Annotated in this window: 22 protein-coding genes and 1 other annotated feature; of the genes, 13 read left to right on the top strand and 9 right to left on the bottom strand. The window is 50.5% G+C overall.

The window, feature by feature from the left end; genetic code table 11:
* Positions 1–40 precede the first annotated feature (40 nt).
* Positions 41–760, bottom strand: coding sequence for a two-component system response regulator ArcA (gene arcA, locus BIT28_RS05190; protein ID WP_036816827.1), 720 nt, complete (start codon positions 758–760; stop codon positions 41–43).
* A 391-nt stretch (positions 761–1,151) separates the two neighbouring features.
* Between arcA and BIT28_RS05185 the strand changes: the two genes are divergently transcribed.
* Positions 1,152–1,556 carry a DUF3293 domain-containing protein gene (locus BIT28_RS05185; protein WP_075762579.1) on the top strand — a complete coding sequence of 135 codons (405 nt, stop codon included), beginning with the start codon at positions 1,152–1,154 and terminating at the stop codon, positions 1,554–1,556.
* A gap of 37 nt (positions 1,557–1,593) precedes the next feature.
* Complete coding sequence (locus BIT28_RS05180; protein ID WP_075762578.1) at positions 1,594–2,097, top strand: putative 4-hydroxy-4-methyl-2-oxoglutarate aldolase; 504 nt, start codon at positions 1,594–1,596, stop codon at positions 2,095–2,097.
* A gap of 50 nt (positions 2,098–2,147) precedes the next feature.
* Here the strand turns inward: BIT28_RS05180 and BIT28_RS05175 are convergent, their stop codons facing one another.
* Positions 2,148–2,609, bottom strand: coding sequence for a hypothetical protein (locus BIT28_RS05175; RefSeq protein ID WP_075762577.1), 462 nt, complete (start codon positions 2,607–2,609; stop codon positions 2,148–2,150).
* A gap of 178 nt (positions 2,610–2,787) precedes the next feature.
* Positions 2,788–4,503: a bifunctional isocitrate dehydrogenase kinase/phosphatase gene (gene aceK / locus BIT28_RS05170; protein WP_075762576.1), complete on the bottom strand. Its 1,716-nt coding sequence runs from the start codon at positions 4,501–4,503 to the stop codon at positions 2,788–2,790.
* 287 nt (positions 4,504–4,790) lie between these two features.
* Positions 4,791–4,903, top strand: a sequence feature (Thr leader region).
* 84 nt (positions 4,904–4,987) lie between these two features.
* Between aceK and thrA the strand changes: the two genes are divergently transcribed.
* From thrA to thrC, 3 genes are read left to right on the top strand one after another with little or no spacing between them, the layout of a single operon-like run.
* A complete protein-coding gene (thrA, locus tag BIT28_RS05165) occupies positions 4,988–7,447 on the top strand; it encodes a bifunctional aspartate kinase/homoserine dehydrogenase I (RefSeq protein WP_075762575.1) in 2,460 nt (819 codons plus the stop codon).
* A 2-nt stretch (positions 7,448–7,449) separates the two neighbouring features.
* A complete protein-coding gene (gene thrB / locus BIT28_RS05160) occupies positions 7,450–8,406 on the top strand; it encodes a homoserine kinase (RefSeq protein ID WP_075762574.1) in 957 nt (318 codons plus the stop codon).
* 2 nt (positions 8,407–8,408) lie between these two features.
* On the top strand, positions 8,409–9,695 hold the full coding sequence (gene thrC, locus BIT28_RS05155; protein ID WP_075762573.1) for a threonine synthase: 1,287 nt from the start codon (positions 8,409–8,411) through the stop codon (positions 9,693–9,695).
* A gap of 131 nt (positions 9,696–9,826) precedes the next feature.
* On the opposite strand, the gene BIT28_RS05150 is transcribed toward thrC, so the two are convergent.
* Both BIT28_RS05150 and grcA read right to left on the bottom strand, forming a co-directional pair.
* Positions 9,827–11,011, bottom strand: coding sequence for a dicarboxylate/amino acid:cation symporter (locus tag BIT28_RS05150; RefSeq protein ID WP_075762572.1), 1,185 nt, complete (start codon positions 11,009–11,011; stop codon positions 9,827–9,829).
* 288 nt (positions 11,012–11,299) lie between these two features.
* Positions 11,300–11,677, bottom strand: coding sequence for an autonomous glycyl radical cofactor GrcA (grcA, locus tag BIT28_RS05145; RefSeq protein WP_075762571.1), 378 nt, complete (start codon positions 11,675–11,677; stop codon positions 11,300–11,302).
* Between the two features lie 361 nt (positions 11,678–12,038).
* Here grcA and nfo point away from each other — a divergent pair, with 361 nt between their 5' ends.
* The 4 genes from nfo (at position 12,039) to BIT28_RS05130 (ending at position 14,665) form a co-directional block, all read left to right on the top strand.
* Positions 12,039–12,884 carry a deoxyribonuclease IV gene (gene nfo, locus BIT28_RS05140; protein ID WP_075762570.1) on the top strand — a complete coding sequence of 282 codons (846 nt, stop codon included), beginning with the start codon at positions 12,039–12,041 and terminating at the stop codon, positions 12,882–12,884.
* Between the two features lie 206 nt (positions 12,885–13,090).
* Positions 13,091–13,225: a hypothetical protein gene (locus tag BIT28_RS30170; RefSeq protein WP_281251552.1), complete on the top strand. Its 135-nt coding sequence runs from the start codon at positions 13,091–13,093 to the stop codon at positions 13,223–13,225.
* Positions 13,226–13,328: 103 nt separating this feature from the next.
* Complete coding sequence (gene ung / locus BIT28_RS05135; protein WP_075762569.1) at positions 13,329–14,009, top strand: uracil-DNA glycosylase; 681 nt, start codon at positions 13,329–13,331, stop codon at positions 14,007–14,009.
* Between the two features lie 122 nt (positions 14,010–14,131).
* Positions 14,132–14,665 carry a hemerythrin domain-containing protein gene (locus tag BIT28_RS05130; protein WP_075762568.1) on the top strand — a complete coding sequence of 178 codons (534 nt, stop codon included), beginning with the start codon at positions 14,132–14,134 and terminating at the stop codon, positions 14,663–14,665.
* Positions 14,666–14,749: 84 nt separating this feature from the next.
* Here BIT28_RS05130 and BIT28_RS05125 read toward each other — a convergent pair whose 3' ends face one another.
* On the bottom strand, positions 14,750–14,932 hold the full coding sequence (locus BIT28_RS05125; RefSeq protein WP_075762567.1) for a DUF3545 family protein: 183 nt from the start codon (positions 14,930–14,932) through the stop codon (positions 14,750–14,752).
* A 682-nt stretch (positions 14,933–15,614) separates the two neighbouring features.
* Between BIT28_RS05125 and BIT28_RS05120 the strand changes: the two genes are divergently transcribed.
* Together BIT28_RS05120 and yaaA are read left to right on the top strand one after the other, a co-directional pair.
* Positions 15,615–17,045: an alanine/glycine:cation symporter family protein gene (locus tag BIT28_RS05120; RefSeq protein WP_075762566.1), complete on the top strand. Its 1,431-nt coding sequence runs from the start codon at positions 15,615–15,617 to the stop codon at positions 17,043–17,045.
* A gap of 109 nt (positions 17,046–17,154) precedes the next feature.
* Positions 17,155–17,928: a peroxide stress protein YaaA gene (yaaA, locus tag BIT28_RS05115; protein ID WP_075762565.1), complete on the top strand. Its 774-nt coding sequence runs from the start codon at positions 17,155–17,157 to the stop codon at positions 17,926–17,928.
* Positions 17,929–17,988: 60 nt separating this feature from the next.
* On the opposite strand, the gene srmB is transcribed toward yaaA, so the two are convergent.
* Positions 17,989–19,245 carry an ATP-dependent RNA helicase SrmB gene (srmB, locus tag BIT28_RS05110; RefSeq protein WP_075762564.1) on the bottom strand — a complete coding sequence of 419 codons (1,257 nt, stop codon included), beginning with the start codon at positions 19,243–19,245 and terminating at the stop codon, positions 17,989–17,991.
* Between the two features lie 183 nt (positions 19,246–19,428).
* The gene (locus BIT28_RS05105; RefSeq protein WP_075762563.1) at positions 19,429–20,145 is read right to left on the bottom strand and encodes a tRNA1(Val) (adenine(37)-N6)-methyltransferase; all 717 of its coding nucleotides are present in this window, start codon (positions 20,143–20,145) and stop codon (positions 19,429–19,431) included.
* Between the two features lie 392 nt (positions 20,146–20,537).
* Between BIT28_RS05105 and brnQ the strand changes: the two genes are divergently transcribed.
* Positions 20,538–21,848 (top strand): branched-chain amino acid transport system II carrier protein, encoded by a 1,311-nt coding sequence (gene brnQ, locus BIT28_RS05100; RefSeq protein WP_075762562.1) that lies wholly within the window; start codon positions 20,538–20,540, stop codon positions 21,846–21,848.
* A gap of 79 nt (positions 21,849–21,927) precedes the next feature.
* Here the strand turns inward: brnQ and fldB are convergent, their stop codons facing one another.
* Complete coding sequence (gene fldB / locus BIT28_RS05095; protein ID WP_075762561.1) at positions 21,928–22,446, bottom strand: flavodoxin FldB; 519 nt, start codon at positions 22,444–22,446, stop codon at positions 21,928–21,930.
* A gap of 252 nt (positions 22,447–22,698) precedes the next feature.
* Between fldB and xerD the strand changes: the two genes are divergently transcribed.
* On the top strand, positions 22,699–23,595 hold the full coding sequence (xerD, locus tag BIT28_RS05090) for a site-specific tyrosine recombinase XerD (RefSeq protein ID WP_075762560.1): 897 nt from the start codon (positions 22,699–22,701) through the stop codon (positions 23,593–23,595).
* Positions 23,596–23,691: the final 96 nt, after the last annotated feature.

Genomic DNA, 23,691 nt, shown 5'->3' with positions numbered 1-23,691 from the left:
GCTCCGAATGGAGCCTTTTTTTAGGGGGCGAGTTAACGAATTACTCTTCGTCCAGATCGCCGCAGAAGCGGTAGCCTTCACCGTGGATCGTAGCAATGATCTCTGGCGTATCGGCAACAGATTCGAAGTGCTTACGAATACGACGGATCGTAACGTCAACTGTACGGTCGTGTGGCTTCAGCTCACGGCCTGTCATTTTCTTCAGTAGCTCGGCACGGGTCTGGATCTTGCCTGGGTTTTCACAGAAGTGAAGCAGGGCACGGAACTCAGAGCGTGGCAGCTTGAACTGGTCGCCGCTAGGGCTCACCAATGAACGGCTGTTGATCTCAAGAGACCAGCCGTTGAACTCGTAACGCTCAACCAGGCGCTTGTCCTCGGTTGGTAAACCTTGGTTCATCGCACGGGTTAGCAGGTTGCGGGCACGGATAGTCAGTTCACGCGGGTTGAATGGCTTGGTGATGTAATCATCAGCACCAATTTCAAGACCCAGGATCTTGTCAACTTCGTTATCACGGCCAGTCAGGAACATCAGTGCCATATCGCCTTGCTCGCGCAGTTCGCGTGCCAGCAGCAGGCCGTTTTTACCCGGCAGGTTGATATCCATGATAACTAGGTGAACAGGGTGCTCAGACAGCATCTGATGCATCTCTGCACCATCGTTTGCTTCAAATACAGTATAACCCTCTGCCTCAAAGATGCTTTTCAGGGTATTACGTGTTACGTGCTCGTCTTCTACAATTAGAATGTGAGGGGTTTGCATTGGCAGTACCTAAATTTCTAAAAACGGAATCTGGTCAAAAACAGAATAGTTAAATTCTATAAAAAAAATTCACATACAGGCAAAGTATTGGACAAAATACATTTTCTAAGCTGAAAACTGCCTGTTTGGTACGCCATCCTTTATTCAGCAAGATGTTATCTTACAATCTGTACTGAAAAAGCCCGAAAATTAGGGGCATTGGCTACAATCTCCGTGGGATGGCGACGATTGTATGCACTTAACAGCTCGCTAACAATATTGCGGCTTTGTTTCGTGACTGCTTTTTGGCGCTTTCTTGATTTATATCAAACAGAATGAATGCTTTTACGAGTCTTCAGTTTGTTTAACATTAGCTACAAAATACTACGTCGCACTGAAGGTAATACTGAAAATGTGTGAAAACATCTCGTTGTGGTGTAGCTACCAGGCTATTTTGTTCAAAGCCGAGCAACACCCTGTTTACCCTCGCTTTGCAATTCTAACAGCATTTAATCCCAGAAGCATTGTTCTTAATAACCCTGACAACCTAAAACGGAACGAATTACTGAAAATTGAGCTCCTAAGTATGACAAATGGGGTACAAAGGGTGACAACCAGTGCGCCGGACGGTAGCTGGCAGGAGATTGGCTTTGCCGCCGATATCACGGTGGCAGAGGCTCGGCAGTTGGCATGCCGCTGGCAGCAGAATGCATTTTACTGGGTTGAGCAGGGGGAACTGCGTCTGGTGCCGGCCTTGATGACAGATGTAGCAATAACAAAACTGGGTGAAATCAAAGACTTTTTCTACACTGAGTAGAGGTGTGGTACTTGCTTTGAAGACAAAGGAGATTGTGATGCTAGATTTACTACCCGATTTGTGTGATCGCTATGGACAGGATGTTCGCTGGCTACCTCTGACAATGCAGGACTACGGTGGCAGAAAGGTCTATTATGGCGAAGTGGTGACTCTGCGCTGCTTCGAGGATAACAGCCTGGTACGAGATATTGTCTCCGAAGACGGCACCGGCAAAGTTTTGTTTATCGATGGTCATGGCTCCTGCCGCTTCGCCTTGTTGGGGGATCAGCTCGCACTTTTGGCGAAGCAGAATAACTGGGAGGGTATCGTGGTGAATGGTGCAGCCCGCGATGTAGGCACCCTGGCCACGATGGATATCGGGGTGAAGGCGCTGGCGACTTGTCCGCTTAAAACGGAGAAAAGGCAAACCGGCGATCGCAATGTCACCCTGACTGTTGCCCATACCATGGTGTATCCGGGGGATATGCTGTATGCCGATCTGAACGGGATTTTACTCAGCCAGAGGCCGTTGGATCTCTCGTTTCTTGATGCGGAGGAGTAAATTAACCGTTATCACCGTCGACCACTGTCGAGCTAAATGGGCGGAGGGGGCTAGAAACGAAACCCGATGCCCAGTTGGTAGATTTGTTCCAGTGCCTCGTAGTCTACAGTCGCATGAAGGTTGACCCGTTCGGTGACCTCGTACTGACTCGACAATTCTACTCCCATCACGGTGTCTTTCTGAACAGTTTCAGAAGTTAATGCACTTTGCAGGCTGATTTTCGGCGTAAAACTGTATTTTACCCCGGAGAGTAGTCCTCGGGTGGCTGATTGGGTATGGTTGCCTGATTTAAGACGGGTACTGAGATAGAGCTCGGTGTTATCGCTCAAGGAATAGGCATAGCCGCTGTCGATCTGCCAGACATCGAACTGCTCGGCACTTTTAGACTGTGACGACATAAACCAACCGGAAGAATCGCCATCCTGTCCGATCAGGCTAAAGAGTCCTTTTTCTGCTGCTGTTGTTGGTAATGCCACTACCAGCAGGGCAACTGTGATCAGCAAGTTTTTCATTGCGCCACCATCCCTGTGTCTTGTTATTGTTTATGGTTCTATTTTTATGCTGCGCTATTCATAGTCAGTCTTGTCAATATTAGGACAGAATTCTTAAGATTGGTACGCATTAATTGCTCTTATGAGAGATTCAGCATACCAAATTTGTTATCTGTCCTTTAAGGATCCGCTCCTGGATCTACTTTCTAAGCCTCTGTTTGTTGCTATAGGGGTACACGTCCTCATACTGGCCATTGGTTATATTTTGCTGCAGCTGCTGCCAGTAGCTGGCCTCAAACAGATCGCTGTGAAGTTCATTGAACAAGGCCCTGACGGTCGGGTTGATCAATAAAAATGTCCGAAACTCTTCCGGGAAGACATCGTTGACTCCCACGCTGTACCAGGGTTCGGCTGCCATCTCATCCTCCGGGTAGCGGGGAGGCGGGATCTTGCGGAAGTTCATTTCGGTCATATAGCTAATTTCATCGTAGTCGTAGAACACCACCCGTTTGTGCCGGGTGACGCCAAAGTTTTTGAACAACATGTCGCCGGGGAAAATATTGGCCGCAGCCAGTTGTTTGATGGCCTTGCCGTATTCATCGACGGCGTGGCGAAGATCCTGCTCATCGGCCTGCTCGATATAGATATTAAACGGGATCATGCGCCGTTCGGTGTACAGGTGCTTGATGATGATCTGATCATCCGTGACCTTGATGATCGACGGAGCCACCTCGAGCAGCTCTTCCAGTAGCTCATCGCTGAACCGGTGACGTTCGAAAGAAAAGTTGCGGTATTCCTGGGTATCGGCCATCCGGCCTACCCGATCGTGCTCCTTGACCAGCTTGTATTTCTCCCTGACCGTGGCATGGCAGATATCTTTTTGCGGGGCAAACTTGTCCTTGATGATTTTGAACACAAAGTCATACGAGGGCAGGGTGAACACGGACATCACCATTCCCTTGATCCCCGGGGCCGAAATAAACTGATCGTCGGAGTGTTCTACGTGGTGGAGAAACTCCCGGTATAGCTCGGTTTTGCCATGCTTTTGACAGCCGATAGCGGTATAGAGCTCGGCTTTGGTCTTGTTGGGGATCAGCTCGGCCAGAAAACGAACCAGAGCGGCAGGGGCTGGGGCATAGACCATGAAGTAGGAGCGGGCAAAGCCGAAGATAATGCTGACGTTGTCGACATGGAACAGACAGGCATCGATATACAGCTCCCTGCTGCTGTTATTGAGCACGGGCAATACCAGCGGTACTGTACGGTTATCGTTGAGATAAATCCGGCCGATCAGGTAGGCCGCCTTGTTGCGGTAGAAGGGTTCTCGGATCATTTCTATGACCGGAGCGTTGCCTAGTGTGGCACCCAGATCGTTCTGCAGCCGTTGGACAATAAGGTCAATATCTCGATTTTTGTCTTCCCAGCTCAAGGTAAACGGCGTGTCGTCCAGCATTCTTTCGAGGACGCTTTTCAGCCCGTTCCCATTATTGTAGATGCGAGTGAGCGAGGTCGGGTAGGTCGGAATTCGGCCTTCCTGCGAGCTGTGGACGAACAGTTTGTCCCGGTTGATGTTGCGGTGTTCGAAGATCCGGCAGTAGACGGAATTGAAAAAGCTCTCTGCAATGTCATACCGCGGGTAGTCTAACAGGAGATCTTCGTAGGCAGATTTTACTGCCATGAGAAAGGTCCGGTTGGCATAACGCTCGCCGAGCATGATCTGGATCTGGCTGGTGACCAGCCCGACATGGTGATCGTAAAAACTGATCCGCTTTTTGAGCGCCTGATGGACGGCAGGCCAGTTTTGGCTTTCGAAACGTTCCTGGGCACCGGCGGTGACATCCAGGAATCGGCCGTACATGGCATCAAAGCCTTGCAAGATTGTGTGGGCTACTAGCTGTTCCATTACTGCTGCCATTCGGGATCCCTCCGAACTAAAGAGTAGACAGAGAATTTAAATTTTCTGTCTCAAATCTGGCTAATTATTATTCATCATAAACACTACTATGCAACGGTGCACGCTTAACTTCAATCTATCCCCTGTTTTTTATTCCTTTTAGCGATTGATAAAGTGGGTGTTTTGTCACCTATTTGCTAGCAGCTTATTCGAGAAAAGCAAAAAAGCTTGTTGACTCGGTCTGTGGAATCAGGTAAACGTTAAGTAATACAGAATATTGGCTAAACCTAAGGCTATTATGTTTTCAGCGATCAGCACTACCACCACCATTATTATTACCGGCACCATGCGTGTTGGGGCGGGCTGATACGCATAAGATTTGAGAAAAAGCCCGCACTCAAAAAGTGCGGGCTTTTTTTTACCTTTTAATTTGGAATATTGTTTGCTCACACCAGTGCAAGTTATGCAGTTCGGTCGTCAGTGAATCAGGAAGTTGGAGTAGGGAATGCGAGTATTAAAATTTGGTGGTTCATCACTGGCAGATGCGGACCGTTTTTCACGGGCAGCAGATATCATTGCCAACAATGCCCAGCAGGGTGAAGTGTCGGTGGTGCTGTCGGCACCGGGCAAAGTCACAAACAAGTTGGTCTCGGTTATTGAAAGTACTGTCAGTACTGGAGAGGCTGAGTTGCAGATTGCCGATTTGGAAGCGGTATTCAAAGAGCTGTTTGCTGGATTGCTGGAACTGGAACCGAAGTTTGACAAGGCGTTGCTTGATGCCAAGCTAGCCAGCTCGCTGGGCCAGCTAAGACAGTATGTACACGGCATGAAACTGCTGGGCCTGTGTCCGGACAATGTCTATGCCAAAGTGATCAGCAAGGGTGAGCGCCTGTCTATTGTGGCGATGAAAGCCATGCTGGAAGCCAAGGGGCAGCCTGCCAGCCTGATCAACCCTGTCGAGCGCCTGCTTGCCCATGGAGACTACCTCGAAGCCCATGTTGATATCGAAGTCTCGACCAATAACTTCAAGCAAGATCCGCTGGCCGAGGGCCATGTCCATATCATGCCTGGGTTTACTGCCGGTAACGAGAAAGGCGAGCTGGTTACGCTGGGACGAAACGGTTCGGATTACTCTGCGGCGGTTCTGGCAGCTTGTCTGCGCGCCGAATGCTGTGAAATCTGGACCGATGTTGACGGTGTTTACAGCTGCGACCCGCGTCTGGTACCGGATGCCAGGCTGCTCAAGTCTCTTAGCTATCAGGAAGCCATGGAACTGTCTTACTTCGGCGCCTCGGTACTGCACCCGAAAACAATTGCACCGATTGCCCAGTTCCACATTCCCTGCCTGATCAAAAACAGTTTCAACCCGCAGGGTGCCGGTAGCCTGATTGGCTTGGACACCGGTGAAGACAAGCTGGATATCAAAGGCATTACGACGCTGAAAGATCTGACTATGGTCAATGTCTCCGGTCCGGGGATGAAAGGCATGGTCGGCATGGCAGCGCGAGTCTTTGGTGCGATGTCGGCTGCTGGTGTGTCAATTGTCTTGATCACCCAGTCTTCCTCGGAGTACAGCATCAGCTTCTGTATTGAAAGCGAAGACAAGGTGACTGCGCAGCAGGCCTTGCAGAACAATTTCGAACTGGAGCTCAAAGAAGGCCTGCTGGAGCCGGTCGAGTTTCTTGATGACTCGGCTATCGTGACCCTGGTCGGTGACGGTATGCGTACTTCTCGCGGTGTGGCCTCGCGTTTCTTCACTTCGCTGGCAGAGGTCGACGTCAATATTATCGCAATTGCGCAGGGTTCGTCGGAGCGTGCCATTTCGGCAGTGATCCCGGTGGCCAAAGTCTCCGAAGCGGTCAAGGCCTGTCACGAGAACCTGTTTAACAGTAAGCATTTCCTTGATGTTTTCGTGATTGGTGTCGGCGGTGTCGGCGGCGAGCTGGTGGATCAGGTACGTCGTCAGCAAGAGAAGTTGGCTGACAACGGCATTGTGATCCGGGTTTGCGGGTTGGCAAACAGCAGTGGCCTGCTGCTTGATAGCAACGGCCTGCCGCTGGACAACTGGCGTGATCTGATGGGACAGGCCAGTGAGCCACTGAGCCTGGCACGGATGATCCAACTGGTGCAGCGTCATCATATTATCAATCCGGTGATCATCGACTGCACCTCCGATCAGGGCATCGCCGAGCAATATGCCGATTACCTTGCGGCGGGTTTCCATGTGATCACCCCGAACAAGAAAGCCAATACTGCCAGCATGGCCTACTACCATCAGCTACGTCAGGCTGCACGTTCGACTCGCCGTAAGTTCATGTATGACACTACGGTGGGTGCAGGTTTGCCTGTTATCGAGAACTTGCAAAACCTGATGGCGGCCGGTGATGAGCTAGAGCGTTTCTCGGGTATTCTGTCTGGCTCATTGTCCTACATCTTCGGTAAGCTGGACGAGGGCATGAGCTTTAGTGAAGCAACGACTGTCGCGCGCAATAATGGCTTTACCGAGCCGGATCCACGTGATGATCTGTCTGGTATGGATGTTGCCCGTAAGCTTCTTATCCTTGCCCGAGAAGCCGGGCTGTCGCTGGAGCTGGATGATGTCGTGGTCGAGCAGGCGCTGCCGCCGGGCTTCGATGCCGAAGGCTCGGTTGATGACTTTATGGCCCGTTTGCCCGAAGCTGATGCCTACTTTGGCCAGCTGTCAGCTGATGCCGCCAAAGAAGGTAAGGTGTTGCGCTATGTCGGTGAGATTGACAACGGCCGCTGCTCGGTGAAAATTGCCGCTGTAAACCCGGATGATCCGATGTTTAAAATCAAGGACGGTGAAAATGCCCTGGCATTTTACAGCCGCTACTATCAACCAATTCCTTTGGTACTGCGCGGTTATGGTGCCGGTACCGAAGTAACTGCCGCCGGTGTGTTTGCCGATTTGATGCGTACATTAGGCTGGAAGCTAGGAGTCTAACAATGAGTGTTGTAGTTTATGCGCCAGCATCGATTGGCAATGTGAGTGTCGGTTTTGACGTACTGGGGGCCGCTGTGTCTCCGGTCGATGGCTCCTTGCTTGGCGACCGGGTCAAGGTAGCTGCTGGCGATCAGCCGTTTTCGTTGGCGTGTGTAGGGAATTTTGTCGCCAAACTGCCTCAGGTGGCCGAGGAAAATATTGTCTACCGCTGCTGGCAGGTCTATGGCCGTGAGCTGGACAAGAAAGGGCTACAACTTAAGCCCGTTGCTATGACGCTTGAGAAGAACATGCCGATTGGTTCGGGGCTGGGCTCCAGTGCCTGTTCGGTGGTTGCCGCGTTGGATGCACTCAACCGTTACCACGATATGCCACTGAACGAGACAGAGCTGCTGGCTCTGATGGGCGAGATGGAGGCAGAGATTTCCGGCAGCCTGCACTATGATAATGTGGCACCGTGCTATCTGGGTGGCCTGCAGTTTATGGTGGAAGAGCTGGGGATCATCAGTCAGTCAGTGCCGTGCTTTGATGACTGGTACTGGGTGATGGCCTACCCCGGCATCAAGGTGCCGACGGCAGAGGCACGTGCAATTTTGCCGTCGCAGTACCGCCGCCAGGATGTTATTGCTCATGGCCGTTATCTGGGGGGCTTTATTCACGCCTGCCATTCACAGCAGCCTGAACTGGCTGCCACCATGATTAAGGACGTGGTAGCGGAACCGTATCGCGAAAGGCTGCTGCCGGGCTTTGCCGAAGCGCGCCAGTACGCTCTGGAAGCCGGCGCTTTGGCGAGCGGTATTTCCGGCTCGGGCCCGACCATGTTCAGTGTCTGTAATGACATTGAGGTGGCCAAACGTATTGCACGTTGGCTCGAAGAACATTATGTTCAGAATGAAGATGGATTCGTTCATGTTTGTCGTCTTGACGAGCAGGGATCAAAAGTAACAGGAAGTGAGCTATAACAATGAAGTTGTATAACCTAAAAGAACATCAGGAACAGGTTTCGTTTGGCCAGGCAGTTCGTCAGGGTCTAGGGCGCAACCAGGGACTCTTTTTCCCTTCTGAGCTACCGGAACTGGGCGATGTTGATGCCTTGCTGGAGATGGATTTTGTCAGCCGAAGCAGCAAGATCCTTTCGGCCTTCATTGGAGAAGAGCTCGCTGATGAAACCGTCGCCCAGATGGTTGGCAATGCCTTTCAGTTCCCGGCACCTGTTGCCAAGGTGAAAGACGGGGTGTACGCCCTTGAGCTATTTCATGGCCCGACGCTGGCGTTCAAAGATTTTGGCGGTCGTTTTATGGCCCAGTCACTGGCTGCAGTGACAGACAGCGACGGCAAGATCACTATTCTTACTGCAACCTCGGGTGATACGGGAGCGGCCGTGGCCCATGCCTTCTATGGAATGGACAACATCAAGGTAGTGATCCTGTATCCGAAAGGCAAGATCAGCCCGTTGCAGGAAAAGCTGTTTTGTACTCTGGGGGGCAATATTAGCACCGTGGCGGTAGACGGTACTTTCGATGACTGTCAGGCGCTGGTGAAGCAGGCATTTGACGACGAAGCACTGCGCCAGGAAGTGGGCCTTAACTCGGCGAACTCCATCAATATTAGCCGTCTGATGGCCCAGATTTGCTACTACTTCGAGGCGGTATCGCAGCTGCCTAAAGCCGAACGCGACAACCTGGTGGTTGCAGTGCCTAGCGGTAACTTCGGTAACCTCACTGCGGGATTGCTGGCTAAATCTCTGGGCTTGCCGGTTAAGCGCTTTATTGCGGCGACCAACGTCAACGATACGGTGCCACGTTACCTCCAAAATGGCGAGTGGGCACCGGCACCGACGGTCCCGACGATTTCCAATGCGATGGATGTGAGCCAGCCAAACAACTGGCCGCGTATCGAAGAGCTTTGCAAGCTAAAAGGTTGGGGACTTGATGAGCTGGGCTATGGCGCGGTCACTGATGAGCAGACGGCTGAAACGCTACGCCAGATGGATGCCGAAGGCTACTTGTGTGAACCGCATGGTGCCATTGCCTATCGAATCCTGAACGAGCAGCTTGAAGAGGGCGAAACCGGTATGTTCCTGTGTACGGCCCATCCGGCGAAATTCAAGGAAGTGGTTGACGAGATCCTTGAAAAAGACATCGACTTGCCGGCACCGTTGGCTAAGCACAATGCCATGGAGCTGCTGTCGCTAGAGCGTGATAATGATTTTGAACAGCTGAAGGCGGTGCTGAGAAGCGTCCAGGATTAAGATTTATTTATTGTTGTCAGGAGCTGGATAACCGAGAGCCGACAAGAGTCAATAAAAAGAAAGGTAGCCAAGGGAAAGTATGAGTTTTCCGGCTACCTTTTCTATTACTTTTTTATTTTGTGTTATCGACTTTAGCTTTCTTCTTGGATTTGCGGGGCTGACTCTGTCTCAGGCTGTCGCTTGGCAAATTTATTAACCCACAGGGAAATAGCACCGTCCCCGGTAATGTTACAGGCGGTACCGAAGCTGTCCTGAGCCATATATAGGGCTATCATAAGAGCTAGTTCTGCCTCTCCGAATCCAAGCATGCTTGCCATCAATCCCAGCGCGGCCATTACGGCACCACCCGGCGCACCCGGTGCGGCAATCATTGTAATACCCAGCATCATGATAAACGGCAGCATATCCATTAATGACGGAATGGCAATATGCTGACTCAGTGCCATGACAGCCGTTGAGCAGGTAACCAGCGTGATGGTCGAGCCTGACAGGTGGATGGTGGCACACAGTGGGATTGTGAAGTTGGCGATGGAGTCATCGACGCCATTTGCCTTGGTCTGACGCAGAGTAACAGGGATCGTTGCGGCAGAAGACATCGTACCAATCGCGGTGAAATAAGCCGGTAGCATGTTTTTGATCAGCTTTACCGGGGAGTGGCCGACGGCTAGGCCGGTAATTGTGTACTGAATCATGATCCAGACCCAGTGCATGAAAATGGCGAGTGCCAGTACTACGCCGAAGGTTTTCAGAGTAGTAAAGACCGTGCCTTCGGCTGACATTTCGGCAAAGACGCCGGCAATATAGAACGGTAGCAGTGGAATAATCACTTTGGCCAGCAGCAGGTCGATGACGCCGCGCCCTTCCTCGGCAAGGGCTTTCAGTTGCGTGCTGTTGGTAATACTGATGCCAAGGCCAAACAAGAAGGCGGTAGCCAGGGCTGTCATGACTCCGAAGAGCGGAGGAATTTCCAGGTTGATATAGCTAGCGAGTTTTTCTGATGCATCCGAGGCGGCTGCGGCTGGCTCGGGCAGGCCGGCAATAACCAGGCTGGCGACGAGAAAGGCCAGACTACCGGCAATGATGGTGGAACCATATGATAGTACGACGGTTTTACCTAATAGCGAACCGGAGTTTTTGGGCAGGCTGGCAATACCGCTGGTGATGTAGAAAAGGATAATTAAGGGGATTGTGAATCCAATGAGCTGTCCGCCGAGTAGCTTCACTGTGAGCAGGACACGAATGATTGCATCGGGGGCAAAAAATCCGAGTAGGATACCGACCAAAATACCTGTAATTAGTTTTAGTATTAACTTCATTAAGCTGGCTCCTGAGATGTGTGTTTGAATGACTCCATCAGTTGAAATTGTCTGCTAAACCAAGAGTTGGTGTTGGCAGTCAATGCTGACAATGTACCCACTTTTTGGTGAAAGTGTCTAAGTTTTGATCGGAAGTGAGATGTATATATCAAACTTGTTGTGTGTTTGTAGTTGAATATAAACTAAACAAAAGAAGGGATATTGATAAGTTTGGGGCAGAAATGACTGATCGGGAGAGACAAAAACGGCACCTGAAGTGCCGTTTTATTATCGATTACTTAGCAGCGATTATAGGCTGTTAGTAAAGGTGCGAGCGATAACATCGCGCTGCTGCTCAGTTGTCAGCGAGTTGAAACGTACCGCATAGCCAGAAACACGGATGGTTAGCTGTGGGTATTTTTCTGGGTGCTTGGCTGCATCTTCCAGTGTTTCACGCTTAAGAACGTTAACGTTCAGGTGTTGACCGCCTTCGATTTTTGCTGGTGCTTCGATTGGCAGTTCGCGGTACTCGATGTCGCCTAGATCAGAAGTAGCAACGATTTGATCGGCCTCGAAACCCGCTTTTGCACTTACGCAACGCGCTTCATTTTTTTCGCCGTCCAGCAGCCAAATTGAATTCAGTAGATCGTCGTTTGCAGCTTTGGTGATTTGAATACCTGTGATCATGACTTACTCCTCCGAAGGATGTCGTTAATTTTTTCGATTTTGTGTCGAGCTGGGTATTATATATCTCGTTAACCTAAAATTGGTATTGATTTAGATCAATTTACCACAAAAAACCTTGAATTAACTAGGGCTGTTTTTTTGAGCTAGGTCAATTAAGCTTTATATTTATTGGTTATTTATCTATATTTTATATATTCAAAATTATTTGAATTGATCAAATGTAGTAAAATTACAACAAATTGCAGGGTGTATAACCTTAAATGGTCGTAATAATGTGGCCAGTATCAGATCATTTTGTAGTGGAAAACGTTTGAAAGTAACGCTGTTCACCACCAACAACACAGTAGTAGAAGGTAAAGCAATGAAGTTAATTGGGGCGCATGTATCAGCCGCTGGTGGGGTATTTAATGCCCCGCAAAATGCCGCCAACATAGGCGCAAATGCATTTGCACTTTTTACCAAAAATCAGCGCCAGTGGGTGGCAAAGCCGTTGGAAGAGGACACGATCCTGGCGTTCAAGGCACGTTGCCAGCAATACGGATTTTCACCGGATGCCATTTTGCCTCATGACTCGTACCTGATTAACTTAGGGGCGCCGGAAACAGAGAAGCTGGAAAAGTCACGTAATGCGTTTATTGATGAAATGCAGCGCTGCCGACAACTGGGGCTGACCCTGCTTAACTTCCACCCGGGGAGCCATCTAAAGAAGATTTCTGAGCGTGACTGTTTGGCATTGATTGCAGAGTCTATTAATTTAGCCCATCAGGAAGTCCCTGGCGTTGTTGCCGTGATTGAGAATACCGCCGGTCAGGGCAGTAACCTGGGCTGGCGATTTGAACACCTCGCCGAAATCATTGAGCAGGTCGAAGACAAGACACGGGTCGGGGTGTGTATCGATACCTGCCATACGTTTGCCGCCGGTTATGATCTGCGTACCGAAGCGGCAACCGAAGCAACGTTTGCTCAGTTTGACCAGGTGGTTGGTATGAATTATTTGCGCGGTATGCACCTGAATGATTCTAAGGGAGGGCTGGGAAGCCGGCTTGATCGTCACCATAGCCTTGGTGAAGGAGAGATTGGCTGGGACTGTTTTCGGTTTCTGATGCAGGATCAGCGTTTTGACGGTATTCCGCTGGTCTTAGAGACCATTAACCCGGAGATCTGGCAGCAAGAGATCAATACGCTTCGCTCGTTTGTGCCGCAATAGGCCGGCATCTTTTTGCAGTACGCGGTCGCACCTAAATCGAGCATTTGCCCGTATTGGGTGCGGTCCGCTTCGGTATTAAATATAGTTGCCATAAATACAAATAATTGATTAGTAAGAGCTATTTCTCTTTGTTGATTTTTTGGCATCGATCTTTCATAGCTTGGTATGAACCTAATTTTATTTGTAGAAAGGCCTTGGAGGCTATTATGAATACCGACATGATGATCTTGTATATTGGCCATACAATGCGGTTTCCCCAGGCGAACCGCCCTGTTCAGGGGCGAGGTCACTGGCGGACACCGACTCAACACCATAACCATCATACGCCCGAGCAGAAGTAGGCTGTGAGGGGGCTGAGTGATTGCTCCTGAGGGGTGGCCGTATTTTATTATTCGCTGAAAGGGGATTAAAATAAGCGGCTTAGTTTAGTATCAGGAGCAAGCCATGAACCAAGTGATGACCTGGCAGGCGCTTATTCGCCAGGAGCGAGAGCTGCCGTATTTTCAGCATATCGAACAGTTTGTCGCTGCCGAGCGTGCAGCCGGGAAAGTGATCTTTCCTCCCGAGCAAGATGTTTTCAGTGCTTTTGATACCACGCCGTTTGAAGATGTCAAAGTGGTTATACTCGGTCAGGATCCATATCATGGTCCGGATCAGGCCCATGGCTTGAGTTTTTCTGTACGTCCCGGTATCAAAACACCGCCTTCCTTGGCCAATATGTATAAAGAACTGGCCACCGATCTCCCTGACTTTTCGATACCCCAGCATGGTTATCTTCAGCACTGGGCACGCCAGGGCGTGTTGCTGCTGAACACTGTTCTCACCGTCGAGCAGGGCAAAGCGCACTCACATGCCAAAATTGGCTGGGAGACGTTTACCGACCGGGTAATTGAAGAGTTGGATCAACAGCTTGACGGGGTGGTTTTTCTGTTATGGGGATCGCATGCACAGAAAAAGGGAAAGAGAATAAACACTGACAAACACCATGTCCTGACCTCTGCTCACCCCTCTCCGCTGTCAGCTTATCGCGGATTCTTTGGCTGCAAGCATTTCTCCCAGACCAATATGTTGCTTGGGCAGATGAATAAACCAGCAATAGATTGGAAGTTAGATGATTGTATCTGATTGGGTGGAATGTGAACTTTTTGTAACTAAATTGATTGTTAAATAATCAGGATCAAAGCGACTTTGCCCACTTCGGCTTACACTCAAAATAATGTTTAAGGAAGAATATTTGGGAGGGAGCTATGATGTTGGAAAGCATTCATACCGAGCATGGCTATATTAACCGGCTGCTGAACATTCTGAAGCAGAAGCTGGTTGCGATTCAGAATGGCCAACCGGTGAATTACAGTTTGATTAAAGACATCGTCGAATATTTGCAAAAGCACGCTGAGTGTTGCCATCACCCGAAAGAAGATCTGCTGTATCGCTATTATCAGTCCCATTATGCAAGTTGTGGCGAAATGCAAAGCCTGGAAGCCGAACATAAGGAACTGGCCAAGCTAACCCATGAGTTCGCCGATGCCGTGGACATGATCTTGATGGATGCGGTGATCCCCCTTGATGTCTTTGCCGAGAAACTCAATACTTTCGTGGCAAGGCAAAAAGCCCACCTGGAGTTTGAGGAAAAACATGTTCTTCCTTTGATCCGCAAAACGTTTACGGCTGAAGACTGGATTGCCGTATCGGCTGAATACCAAGAGTGCGATTGTGATCCGCTATTCGGAGACAAGGTGTCAGAGCGTTACCGCAACCTGGCAGAACGACTGAGCGTGTAGTTCGCTAAAGTTCAGACAGGCTCTCTGAGCGGATAGAAAAAAGCACCGGCAAAAAACCGGTGCTTTTTAGTGTCGAAGAGTGAATTAACTGATATCGATATCGTCGGAATAGTCGCGGAACATATCAATATCTTCTAATTCTTTACGAAGTCTCTGCTTGTCCTTGAGAGCTTCAATTTCACGCCACTTACGCTTGACGGGTTTGCTGCGTGCAGCACGGCGCGGTGTATCTGTTGCAAGAATGTCATCGAATGCAAAGCTATCCATAAAGCACCTCTTTCCTTACCAGATTGGTCACTAATTAAATATCATATCGGCAATTAAAATAAAATTGACCTGTTTCGCATTTGTTATGTATTTATGAACTTTTTATGAGTGCTACTTCGCAGTTAGCACCTGGTTGATTAAAAAATGGTCGATTTTGAACTCAAATGATCGAAGGAAAAGAAGTGCTTTTCAGGCTGTCCAAATTGGACTGTGCCTGGAGAGTATTATTGCTTTCTCAGCCAATATCCATCGTACAAGCAAGTTTAACTGGTACTGGACAGGAGAATATGCGGCAGGATAACGAAAAGGCGAAAATGGCGTGCTAGGGCAGGGTAGTGGTGTTGTCACTATTCATTGAAATTGTTAATAATTTTCATTTAAGCATTTGAATATAGTGCTTATCGGTAAGGCGTTAATGCGCTTGTATTCCAGCTGTGCATATTGATTTTTCACCAATATCTTTGCATGATCATATGCCATCTGCAGTGATACAACACTGATGAGCTGCATTCAGGTAGCGCATAATCGTGAGATTGAGCGAATTGTCTACCTGTCAATTACCGCATAAAAAAGAACGACGAAGGTTGTAAAAACAGGCAACCCTACTATTTTTTTGATTATATTCAGCACCATTGGAAAACGTGCTGGAAATAGTCCTTTCTATCATTTTTGAGGGGTATACGTGTCAAGCCAGATTAATTTTCTAAACGATCTGTTATGGGGCTCCGTGCTCATCTACCTGCTGATTGGGGTGGGTATTTTTTTCACCTATCGCTTGGGGTTTATTCAGTTCAGGCATTTCGGCCATATGTTCAGCGTCATGAAGAACAGCCGTAAATCGGACAAGGCAGGGATTTCTTCCTTTCAGGCACTGTGTACCAGTCTGGCTGCACGGGTGGGAACCGGCAATATGGCCGGGGTTGCGGTGGCTCTGACTCTCGGGGGACCGGGTGCCATTTTCTGGATGTGGCTGATTGCCATGCTGGGAATGGCAACGGCATTTGCCGAGAGTGCGCTGGCACAGCTGTACAAGACACGTGATGATGACGGCAACTACCGGGGCGGGCCTGCCTACTATATGGAGAAAGGTCTCGGCATGCGCTGGATGGGGGTGGTGTTCTCGATCTTCCTGATCATTGCTTTCGGCTTGGTGTTTAACTCGGTACAGGCCAACTCCATTACCCTGGCGATGAATGTGGCATTTGGCTGGAATCCGACTTATGTCGGCGTGGTGCTGGTGCTGATGGCAGGAGTCATCATTTTTGGCGGCCTGCGGGCGATAGCGCGTACCGCAGAGATCCTGGTACCGGCAATGGCGCTGTGTTATCTGGTGCTGGCACTCTTTATTATGTTTACCAACCTTGGCAAGCTGCCTGATGTCTTACTGATGATTTTCCGCAGTGCCTTTGGCCTCGAAGAAGCGGCCTCGGGTGCGCTGGGCTACTCCATTGCCCAGGGCATGATCAATGGTCTGAAGCGTGGCTTGTTCTCCAATGAAGCCGGTATGGGTTCGGCGCCCAATGCTGCGGCGTCTGCGACACCCTACCCGCCTCACCCGGCCTCGCAGGGCTATGTGCAGATGCTCGGGGTCTTTATGGATACCATAGTGATCTGCTCGGCAACCGTCGCGATTATTCTGATGTCTGGTGAGTATGTACCACACGGCGAAATCACCGGTATCGAGCTGACGCAGCGTGCGCTTAGCTCGCAGGTCGGAAGCTGGGGCTCGGTCTTTATTGCCGTTGCGATCTTTTTCTTTGCTTTCACCTCGCTGGTCGCCAACTACTCGTATGCCGAAACCAACCTGATCTTCCTCGAGCATAACCATAAAGCGGGCCTGACGGTATTTAGGATCGTGGTACTGGGGATGGTGATGTTTGGTGCCGTGGCGGATCTGCCGACCGTGTGGGCGATGGCCGATGTCTCAATGGGGATGATGGCAATCATCAACCTGATTGCCATCGTGCTGTTGTCGGGCACCGTGGTAAAGCTGGCCCGGGACTACAACAAGCAGTTGTCGCTGGGTAAAGTGCCGACGTTCGATAGTAACGACTATCCGGAGCTGCATGCCCAGTTGGAAGAAGGGATTTGGGATCAGTCTGACAAACGCTGATTGGCCCTGCCTATCAGAAAAATAACCACAGCCACGCGACTATCGCGTGGTTTTTTTTTGCATCAGTGTTAATCTTTCGTGCAGTTAGCCTTAATGGGAATAAAGCCTTATGTTAATTGTGGTTTCTCCAGCAAAAACACTTGATTACGAATCGCCTCTGGCAACACAGACCTATACCCAGCCAGCGCTTACCGATCATGCAGCCGAGCTTATCGAGGTGTGCCGGGAACTGACACCGATGGACATAGCCAGCCTGATGAAGGTCAGTGACAAAATCGCCGGGTTGAATGCGGCCCGTTTTGCTGAATGGCAGCCGGAGTTTACGACCGAGAATGCACGTCAGGCTATTCTGGCCTTCAAAGGTGACGTCTATACCGGATTGGCAGCAGAAACCCTGACTGAAGAAGGTTTTGCCTACGCCCAGCAGCATCTTCGCATGCTATCAGGCTTGTACGGGTTGCTGCGCCCGCTGGATTTGATGCAGCCGTATCGCCTGGAAATGGGAACCAAGCTTGCCAATCCGCGAGGCACCAACCTGTACCAGTTCTGGGGCGATATCATTACCGACAAGCTGAATGCCGCGCTGGCCGAGCAGGGTGACAAGATACTGGTTAACCTGGCCTCGAACGAGTACTTCAAGTCGGTGAAACCGAAGAAGCTGGATGCCCAGCTGATCACCCCGGTATTCAAGGATTGCAAGAACGGCAATTACAAGGTGATTAGCTTCTATGCCAAGAAAGCGCGTGGCATGATGGCCCGCTATATTATTGATAATAAGATTAACTCGGTGGAAGATCTGAAGCAGTTTGATGTGGCTGGGTATTATTTTGTACCGGCGGAATCGACAGACAAAGAGCTGGTCTTCAAGCGCGAGGAGCAGTAGCGAGCAGCCTCGATGACTTGCCAGATAAAGCAAAGGCAGGGAATTCCCTGCCTTTTCTGTTTATTTGCTGTCTGGTTTTGCTGCTTTCTTTTTCTTCTTGGCCACTTTCTTCTGTTTGGCTGCCTTGAGCTTCTTGTCGACTTTCACCTTTTTCTTCTTCACCGTTTTCGCCTTTTTGCTTGCAGGGCGTAATCCGCTGATAAATCGCTCCGGCACTTCTTCCTTCATATAACGGCCGACACGCTCGATCATTGGTTGATCGTGCGCCTCGATAAGCGAAATTGCATTGCCTTTCTTACCTGCGCGGGCGGTACGGCCGATACGGTGCAGGTAGACGTCGGCAGTACGCGGCATGTCAAAGTTGATGACATGGCTTACGTCCGGCAGGTCGATACCACGGGCGGCGACATCCGTTGCCAGCAGAACGTTGACTTCGCCATCGCGGAAGCGGGCAATCGCATTGTTGCGCGAAGCCTGCGCCATTTCACCCTGGATCCAGCTGCATTTGATATTCATGGCTGCCAGCTGATCACGCAATGCAGCCAGGCGCTCACGGGTTTTGATAAAGACGATGCTGCGCTCGGCCTGCTGGTTGAGGATGTTCTCAAGCAATGCCAGCTTGTGAGGCATATCATCACAGCGCAGGTAGAGCTGGTGAATTTTCTTGCGCTCGCGGCGAGACGGCTCGGCGTTGACTTCCACAGGATCGGTCAAAATTGTGGTCGAGAACTCGCGTACGCCCTTGCCTTCGAGGGTGGCCGAGAACAACAGGCTCTGGCGACGCCAGCGGCATTCGTTGTTGATGCGCTCGACAACTTTGCCGAAGCCCATATCCAGCATTCGATCAGCTTCGTCCAGGATCAGGCATTCAATCGCCCGGCAGTCAAAGCGTTCGGCCTCGATGTATTCCATCAGGCGTCCCGGCGTGGCTACCACGATGTCCTGAGTCTTGCCTAGCAGCTCCGCATGCTCGTCGTAGGAGATACCGCCAGTGATGGTGAAGATTTTCTGGTTGGTATATTTCGCCAGGGCACGGGCCTGATCGGCTACCTGGATCGCCAGCTCTCGGGTCGGGGTTAGTACCAGTACACGGGCAGGTCCCGGCTTTTTGCGCGGGAAGTCCTGAAGATGCTGAAGCATAGGCAGAAGAAAGGCGGCCGTTTTTCCGGTACCGGTCGGAGCGGAAGCAAGAACGTCTCTACCGTCCAGGGCATGAGGGATGGCCTGGGCTTGAACGACGGTCGGACGGTTATAGCCGATTTCTTCAATCGCTGTTAATAGCTCGCTATCTAACTCTAATTCGGTAAAGTCTCTCACCAGTCATCTCTCCTCGGGACTAAGACTAACGCCAGCCATTACTCGAAAACATGCGGAGAGTAATGGTACGAGGCATTGATATAAGGGGCGGCATTATAGAGATTATTGCCGCAAGTATCACCGATTAAAGTATAAAAACTTCGGAATAAAAGTCATCTTGCCGCAGGCGCCCCGGCAAGATGGTCAAAGCTTAAGGTAAAAATCACGGGTTAGGGCGGAGAATTGCTCGGAATACTGCCCCTGGTGATGGATGGAGAGCTGCTCAGTCTCCCGGTCGCCCGGCTGGCGAGAGAGGGTGATGAGCAGACGGCTGACAGGTTTCTTCTCCGTACTGCGGACTTCGCATAGCCGGCGGCAGGATAGCTGGTATGCTGGTGCCAGTTTGACTAACTGGTGGCCTTCGTGCTCGGGAAGGATCAGGTTGGCCGAGCCGGTATCACAGAGCAAGTGGCGGATCGTAGCCAGTAGTGCCGGGTGGGACAGGCTGTCGGTATGACGGGCTGTCGCTCTTGATTTGCAGTCAGCTTTCAAGCCCGAGTTAAAATACGGCGGGTTGCAGACGATAGTATTAAAGCTGCCGCTTGGCTGCCGGGCTGCCCAGCTCTCGACATCTTGCTCAATACATTCCAGACGCGTTGACCATGGTGACAGGATGAAATTCTGACTGGCGGCCTTGGCGGCCGTAGGATCAATTTCGATAGCCACGATCTGTGGGGCGCTAGCGGCGGTACGCTGGGCGGCAATTAATGCCAGCAGACCGCTGCCTGTGCCAATATCGAGGATCTGGCCGTGCTGGCTGAGCTCTGCCCAGGCTCCCAGCAGCACCCCGTCGGTACTGACTGGCATCCCGCAGCCAAAATCATCAACGTGGAACTGTTTGAAAGTAAAGCCCTTTGCCATTTTATCTCCACTAAGTTAAGCCATTTCACCTGAGCAGTCGGTATATTGGCTGCTGGTCGCATGAGAGCAGCATTATAGCCACTAAGTGTGTAACGGTAGAGTTTTTTAATTTTGTTAATTTGTTGTTGCCTAGCTATTAATGCTATTTTTTATCTTTTTTATATTCTTATTTTGTTAGTTTTATATGCCCTGCTGGGTTTTGTTTTTGGTTTGTTGTGCTGGTTTTTAAGGTTGGTAGCCAAAGATTGTGGTGTTTTTCACTGGGTGGTTGCTTATTGTTCTCTTTTTCTTCATTATGCTGCGATACATGTCACATTTAGCAATAAGTAATTTGTGACAAATAATTCTAAATATGTAAACACATCATACAAACATCGAGTGGAAGGTGCAGTTTGAATAAATCACTCAAGATTACAGATATACTGGCGCTGGGTTTTATGACCTTTGCGTTCTTCTTAGGCGCAGGTAACATCATTTTTCCACCTCAGGCAGGCTTGTCTGCTGGTGAAAACATGCTACCGGCTATGTTCGGTTTCCTATCTACCGCGGTAGGTCTGCCACTTATCGCTATTATTGCCGTTGCGGTTGCCGGTGGTGGCTGGAATGGACTGACTCGCGACTTGCCGCCGAAAGTGGCAACCCTGATGGCCGTGCTGATCTTCATTATTATTGGTCCCGCTTTTGCAGCACCGCGAACAGGTCTTGTGGCATACGAAATGGCTGTTAAGCCGTTTATTGCCGACGCCGGACAGACTAGCCTGACTGTCTTCTCTGTGATTTTCTTTGCTGTTGCACTGTTCTTTGCATGGTCTCGCGGCAAGTTGATTGACATGATCGGTAAATTCCTGACGCCGGCCTTGTTTGCTGTGCTGGTGGTATTGGCAATTGCCGTGTTTGTTAACCCACAGGGCGAGATCCTGGCGGCGCAGGGTGACTACGCCGAGATGGCATTCACCAAAGGTTTCCTTGAAGGCTACAACACCATGGATACCTTTGCGGCACTGATGTTCGGTATGCTGATTGTTGATGTTATCCGCAAGAAGGGTATCACTGACGAGAAGGCAACCTGTACCTACCTGATCTATGCCGGTGTGATTGCCGCGGCAGGTCTGGCGTTTGTCTACATCTCGCTATTCTACTTGGGCGCAACCAGCTCGGCAGTAGCGGCGGGTGCTGACAACGGCGGTGCTATCCTGGCGGTGTACGTTCAGGCACTGTTCGGCCCGGTTGGTCAGATGATCCTGTCTACCATCGTGCTGCTTGCCTGTCTGACAACGGCTATCGGCCTTATCAGTGCGTGTTCTGACTACTTCAGCTCGCTGACCAAGCTGTCTTACGAGAAGTGGGCTGTGATCCTGGCTGTCGTGTGTGCCGTGATTGCTAACGTTGGCCTGAACCAGCTGATTGCGCTGTCAATTCCGGTACTGTTTGCGCTGTACCCGGTAGCGGTCGCTTTGGTTGCGCTGACGTTCGTTCGCAAGTGGATGCCAAATCCGCGTGCGGCCTACCGTATCGTACTGCTTGTTTCCTTTATCTTCAGCCTGATCGACGCGGCGAAGTTCATGGGAATCGATATGTCGGCGCTGAACATTCTGCCACTGTTTGACTTTGGTATGGCTTGGGTACTACCGACTACAGCAGCACTGGTTATCTCCCGCTTCATTGGCGGTGAGGCTAAGCAGCAAAACGTTCAGACTGCTTAATTGCAGCCAGTATCAACGCAGCTTGTATCAATAAAAACGGGATGCCATGGCATCCCGTTTTTTTATCTGGAGAACAAGGTTATAGGGTTTCGCTATACTCGGTCAGGATTTGCTCGCACCACTGGGTGATACGGTCGTCGCTGAGTTCATACTGGCTGTCCTCGTCCAGAGCCAGGCCGACAAAGAACTTGTGGTCCTCGGTCAGGGCCTTTGAGGCTTCAAACTGATAACCCTCGTTGGGCCAGTAGCCGACAAAGTGTGCACCGGTAGGAACCAGCTTGTCGTGCAGCATGCCCATCGCATCGAGGAACCACTCTGTATAGCCTTCCTGATCGCCGAGCCCGAACAGGGCAATTGTCTTGCCTTCCAGTTTCAGCCCGTCAAGCTGCTCCCAGACGGCTTCCCAGTCTTCCTGCAGCTCACCGAAATCCCACGTCGAGATACCCAGGATCAGCATGTCGAAATCGTTCATGGTGCTGAGCGCTGCTTCCTTGATGTTATGCAGTTCGACCAGCTCCGCGCCGATACAGTCACGGATTTTTTCTGATGCCATTTCGGTGTAACAGGTGGTTGAGCCGTAAAATAAGCCAATTTTCATGCTGCTAGTCCAGTTGGTTTTTGCATTAGAACAATAGCGTGGATTTTACCTAGGTTAGCGCCCGTTGACTAATGCTGTGTAGGGCCTGCTGGCGTCAGGCTGGGAATAAGCGGTTTTGTCAATCTAGGTGCCTGGGAATTCGTGGTTAAATGACAAGTTACTTTTGTCCTGAAATAGACTACTATGGCACAAACTACTGTGTATTTATCCATGTGTTAGTTGGATGGATTAGTCGATTGGTTAGAGGTTGTGGTGGAAAACGACGAAACGCTCATTGAACGCTTTCTTGATGCAATGTGGATGGAACGGGGGCTATCTGACAATACCCTGGCTTCGTACCGCAATGACCTGAGCAAGCTGTGCCGCTGGATCGAGCAGGAAAAACTGAGCCTGGAAAAGGTGTCGGTCGATGATTTGCAGCGTTACCAGCAATGGTTGTTTGATGCTGACTATAAGCAGACTTCCAGGGCGAGGATGGTGTCAGCCATTCGGCGGCTGTACCAATACCTCCACCGGGAGAAAATTCGCGAGGATGATCCCAGCGCGATGCTGGTCAGTCCGAAACTGCCCAAGCGTCTGCCGAAAGATATCAGCGAAGAGCAGGTGGATGCGCTGCTGGATGCACCCGATCCCAACGATCCGATAGAACTACGGGACAAGGCGATGCTGGAGTTGCTCTATGCCACCGGACTGCGTGTGACCGAGCTGGTCAGCCTGACGATGGAAAATGTCAGCCTGCGCCAGGGCGTGGTGCGCGTCACTGGTAAAGGCGGCAAAGAGCGGCTGGTGCCGATGGGGGAAAATGCCGTTGATTGGATTGAACAGTTTATCGAGAGTGGCCGTCCGCAACTGCTGGGCGAGAAAAGCTCCGATGTCGTCTTTCCCAGTAAGCGTGCCAAGCAGATGACGCGTCAGACTTTCTGGCACCGGATCAAACACTATGCTGTACTGGCGGGTATCGACTCGGACAAGCTCTCTCCCCATGTAATGCGCCATGCTTTTGCCACACATTTACTCAATTACGGGGCTGATCTGCGGGTAGTCCAAATGCTGCTTGGCCACAGCGATCTCTCGACGACGCAAATCTATACCCATGTGGCGACAGAGCGTCTCAAGCAGCTGCATGAAACCCATCACCCGCGGGCGTAATAATCATCCGTAGGGGGAAAGCGATAAAATACGATATACTGGTTGCTTATTACCTGGGGTCGTTATACTGGAAGAGTCGATTTATTATTTGAACTC

Origin of the sequence: Photobacterium proteolyticum, from assembly GCF_001939735.1 — a bacterium.
GTDB lineage: Bacteria > Pseudomonadota > Gammaproteobacteria > Enterobacterales > Vibrionaceae > Photobacterium > Photobacterium proteolyticum.
The sequence above is the reverse complement of the archived record's forward strand: the minus strand, read 5'-3'. Positions and strand labels throughout refer to the sequence as shown.

Coding starts and splice junctions, on each gene's coding strand:
- BIT28_RS05180 (WP_075762578.1), top strand. CDS start 1,594: ATGCTAGATTTACTACCCGATTTGTGTGATCGCTATGGACAGGATGTT.
- BIT28_RS05175 (WP_075762577.1), bottom strand. CDS start 2,609: ATGAAAAACTTGCTGATCACAGTTGCCCTGCTGGTAGTGGCATTACCA.
- BIT28_RS05125 (WP_075762567.1), bottom strand. CDS start 14,932: ATGGATAGCTTTGCATTCGATGACATTCTTGCAACAGATACACCGCGC.
- ung (WP_075762569.1), top strand. CDS start 13,329: ATGAACCAAGTGATGACCTGGCAGGCGCTTATTCGCCAGGAGCGAGAG.
- BIT28_RS05185 (WP_075762579.1), top strand. CDS start 1,152: ATGTGTGAAAACATCTCGTTGTGGTGTAGCTACCAGGCTATTTTGTTC.
- BIT28_RS30170 (WP_281251552.1), top strand. CDS start 13,091: ATGAATACCGACATGATGATCTTGTATATTGGCCATACAATGCGGTTT.
- BIT28_RS05105 (WP_075762563.1), bottom strand. CDS start 20,145: ATGGCAAAGGGCTTTACTTTCAAACAGTTCCACGTTGATGATTTTGGC.
- aceK (WP_075762576.1), bottom strand. CDS start 4,503: ATGGCAGCAGTAATGGAACAGCTAGTAGCCCACACAATCTTGCAAGGC.
- nfo (WP_075762570.1), top strand. CDS start 12,039: ATGAAGTTAATTGGGGCGCATGTATCAGCCGCTGGTGGGGTATTTAAT.
- BIT28_RS05150 (WP_075762572.1), bottom strand. CDS start 11,011: ATGAAGTTAATACTAAAACTAATTACAGGTATTTTGGTCGGTATCCTA.
- BIT28_RS05130 (WP_075762568.1), top strand. CDS start 14,132: ATGATGTTGGAAAGCATTCATACCGAGCATGGCTATATTAACCGGCTG.
- fldB (WP_075762561.1), bottom strand. CDS start 22,446: ATGAAAATTGGCTTATTTTACGGCTCAACCACCTGTTACACCGAAATG.
- yaaA (WP_075762565.1), top strand. CDS start 17,155: ATGTTAATTGTGGTTTCTCCAGCAAAAACACTTGATTACGAATCGCCT.
- thrC (WP_075762573.1), top strand. CDS start 8,409: ATGAAGTTGTATAACCTAAAAGAACATCAGGAACAGGTTTCGTTTGGC.
- arcA (WP_036816827.1), bottom strand. CDS start 760: ATGCAAACCCCTCACATTCTAATTGTAGAAGACGAGCACGTAACACGT.
- thrB (WP_075762574.1), top strand. CDS start 7,450: ATGAGTGTTGTAGTTTATGCGCCAGCATCGATTGGCAATGTGAGTGTC.
- grcA (WP_075762571.1), bottom strand. CDS start 11,677: ATGATCACAGGTATTCAAATCACCAAAGCTGCAAACGACGATCTACTG.
- thrA (WP_075762575.1), top strand. CDS start 4,988: ATGCGAGTATTAAAATTTGGTGGTTCATCACTGGCAGATGCGGACCGT.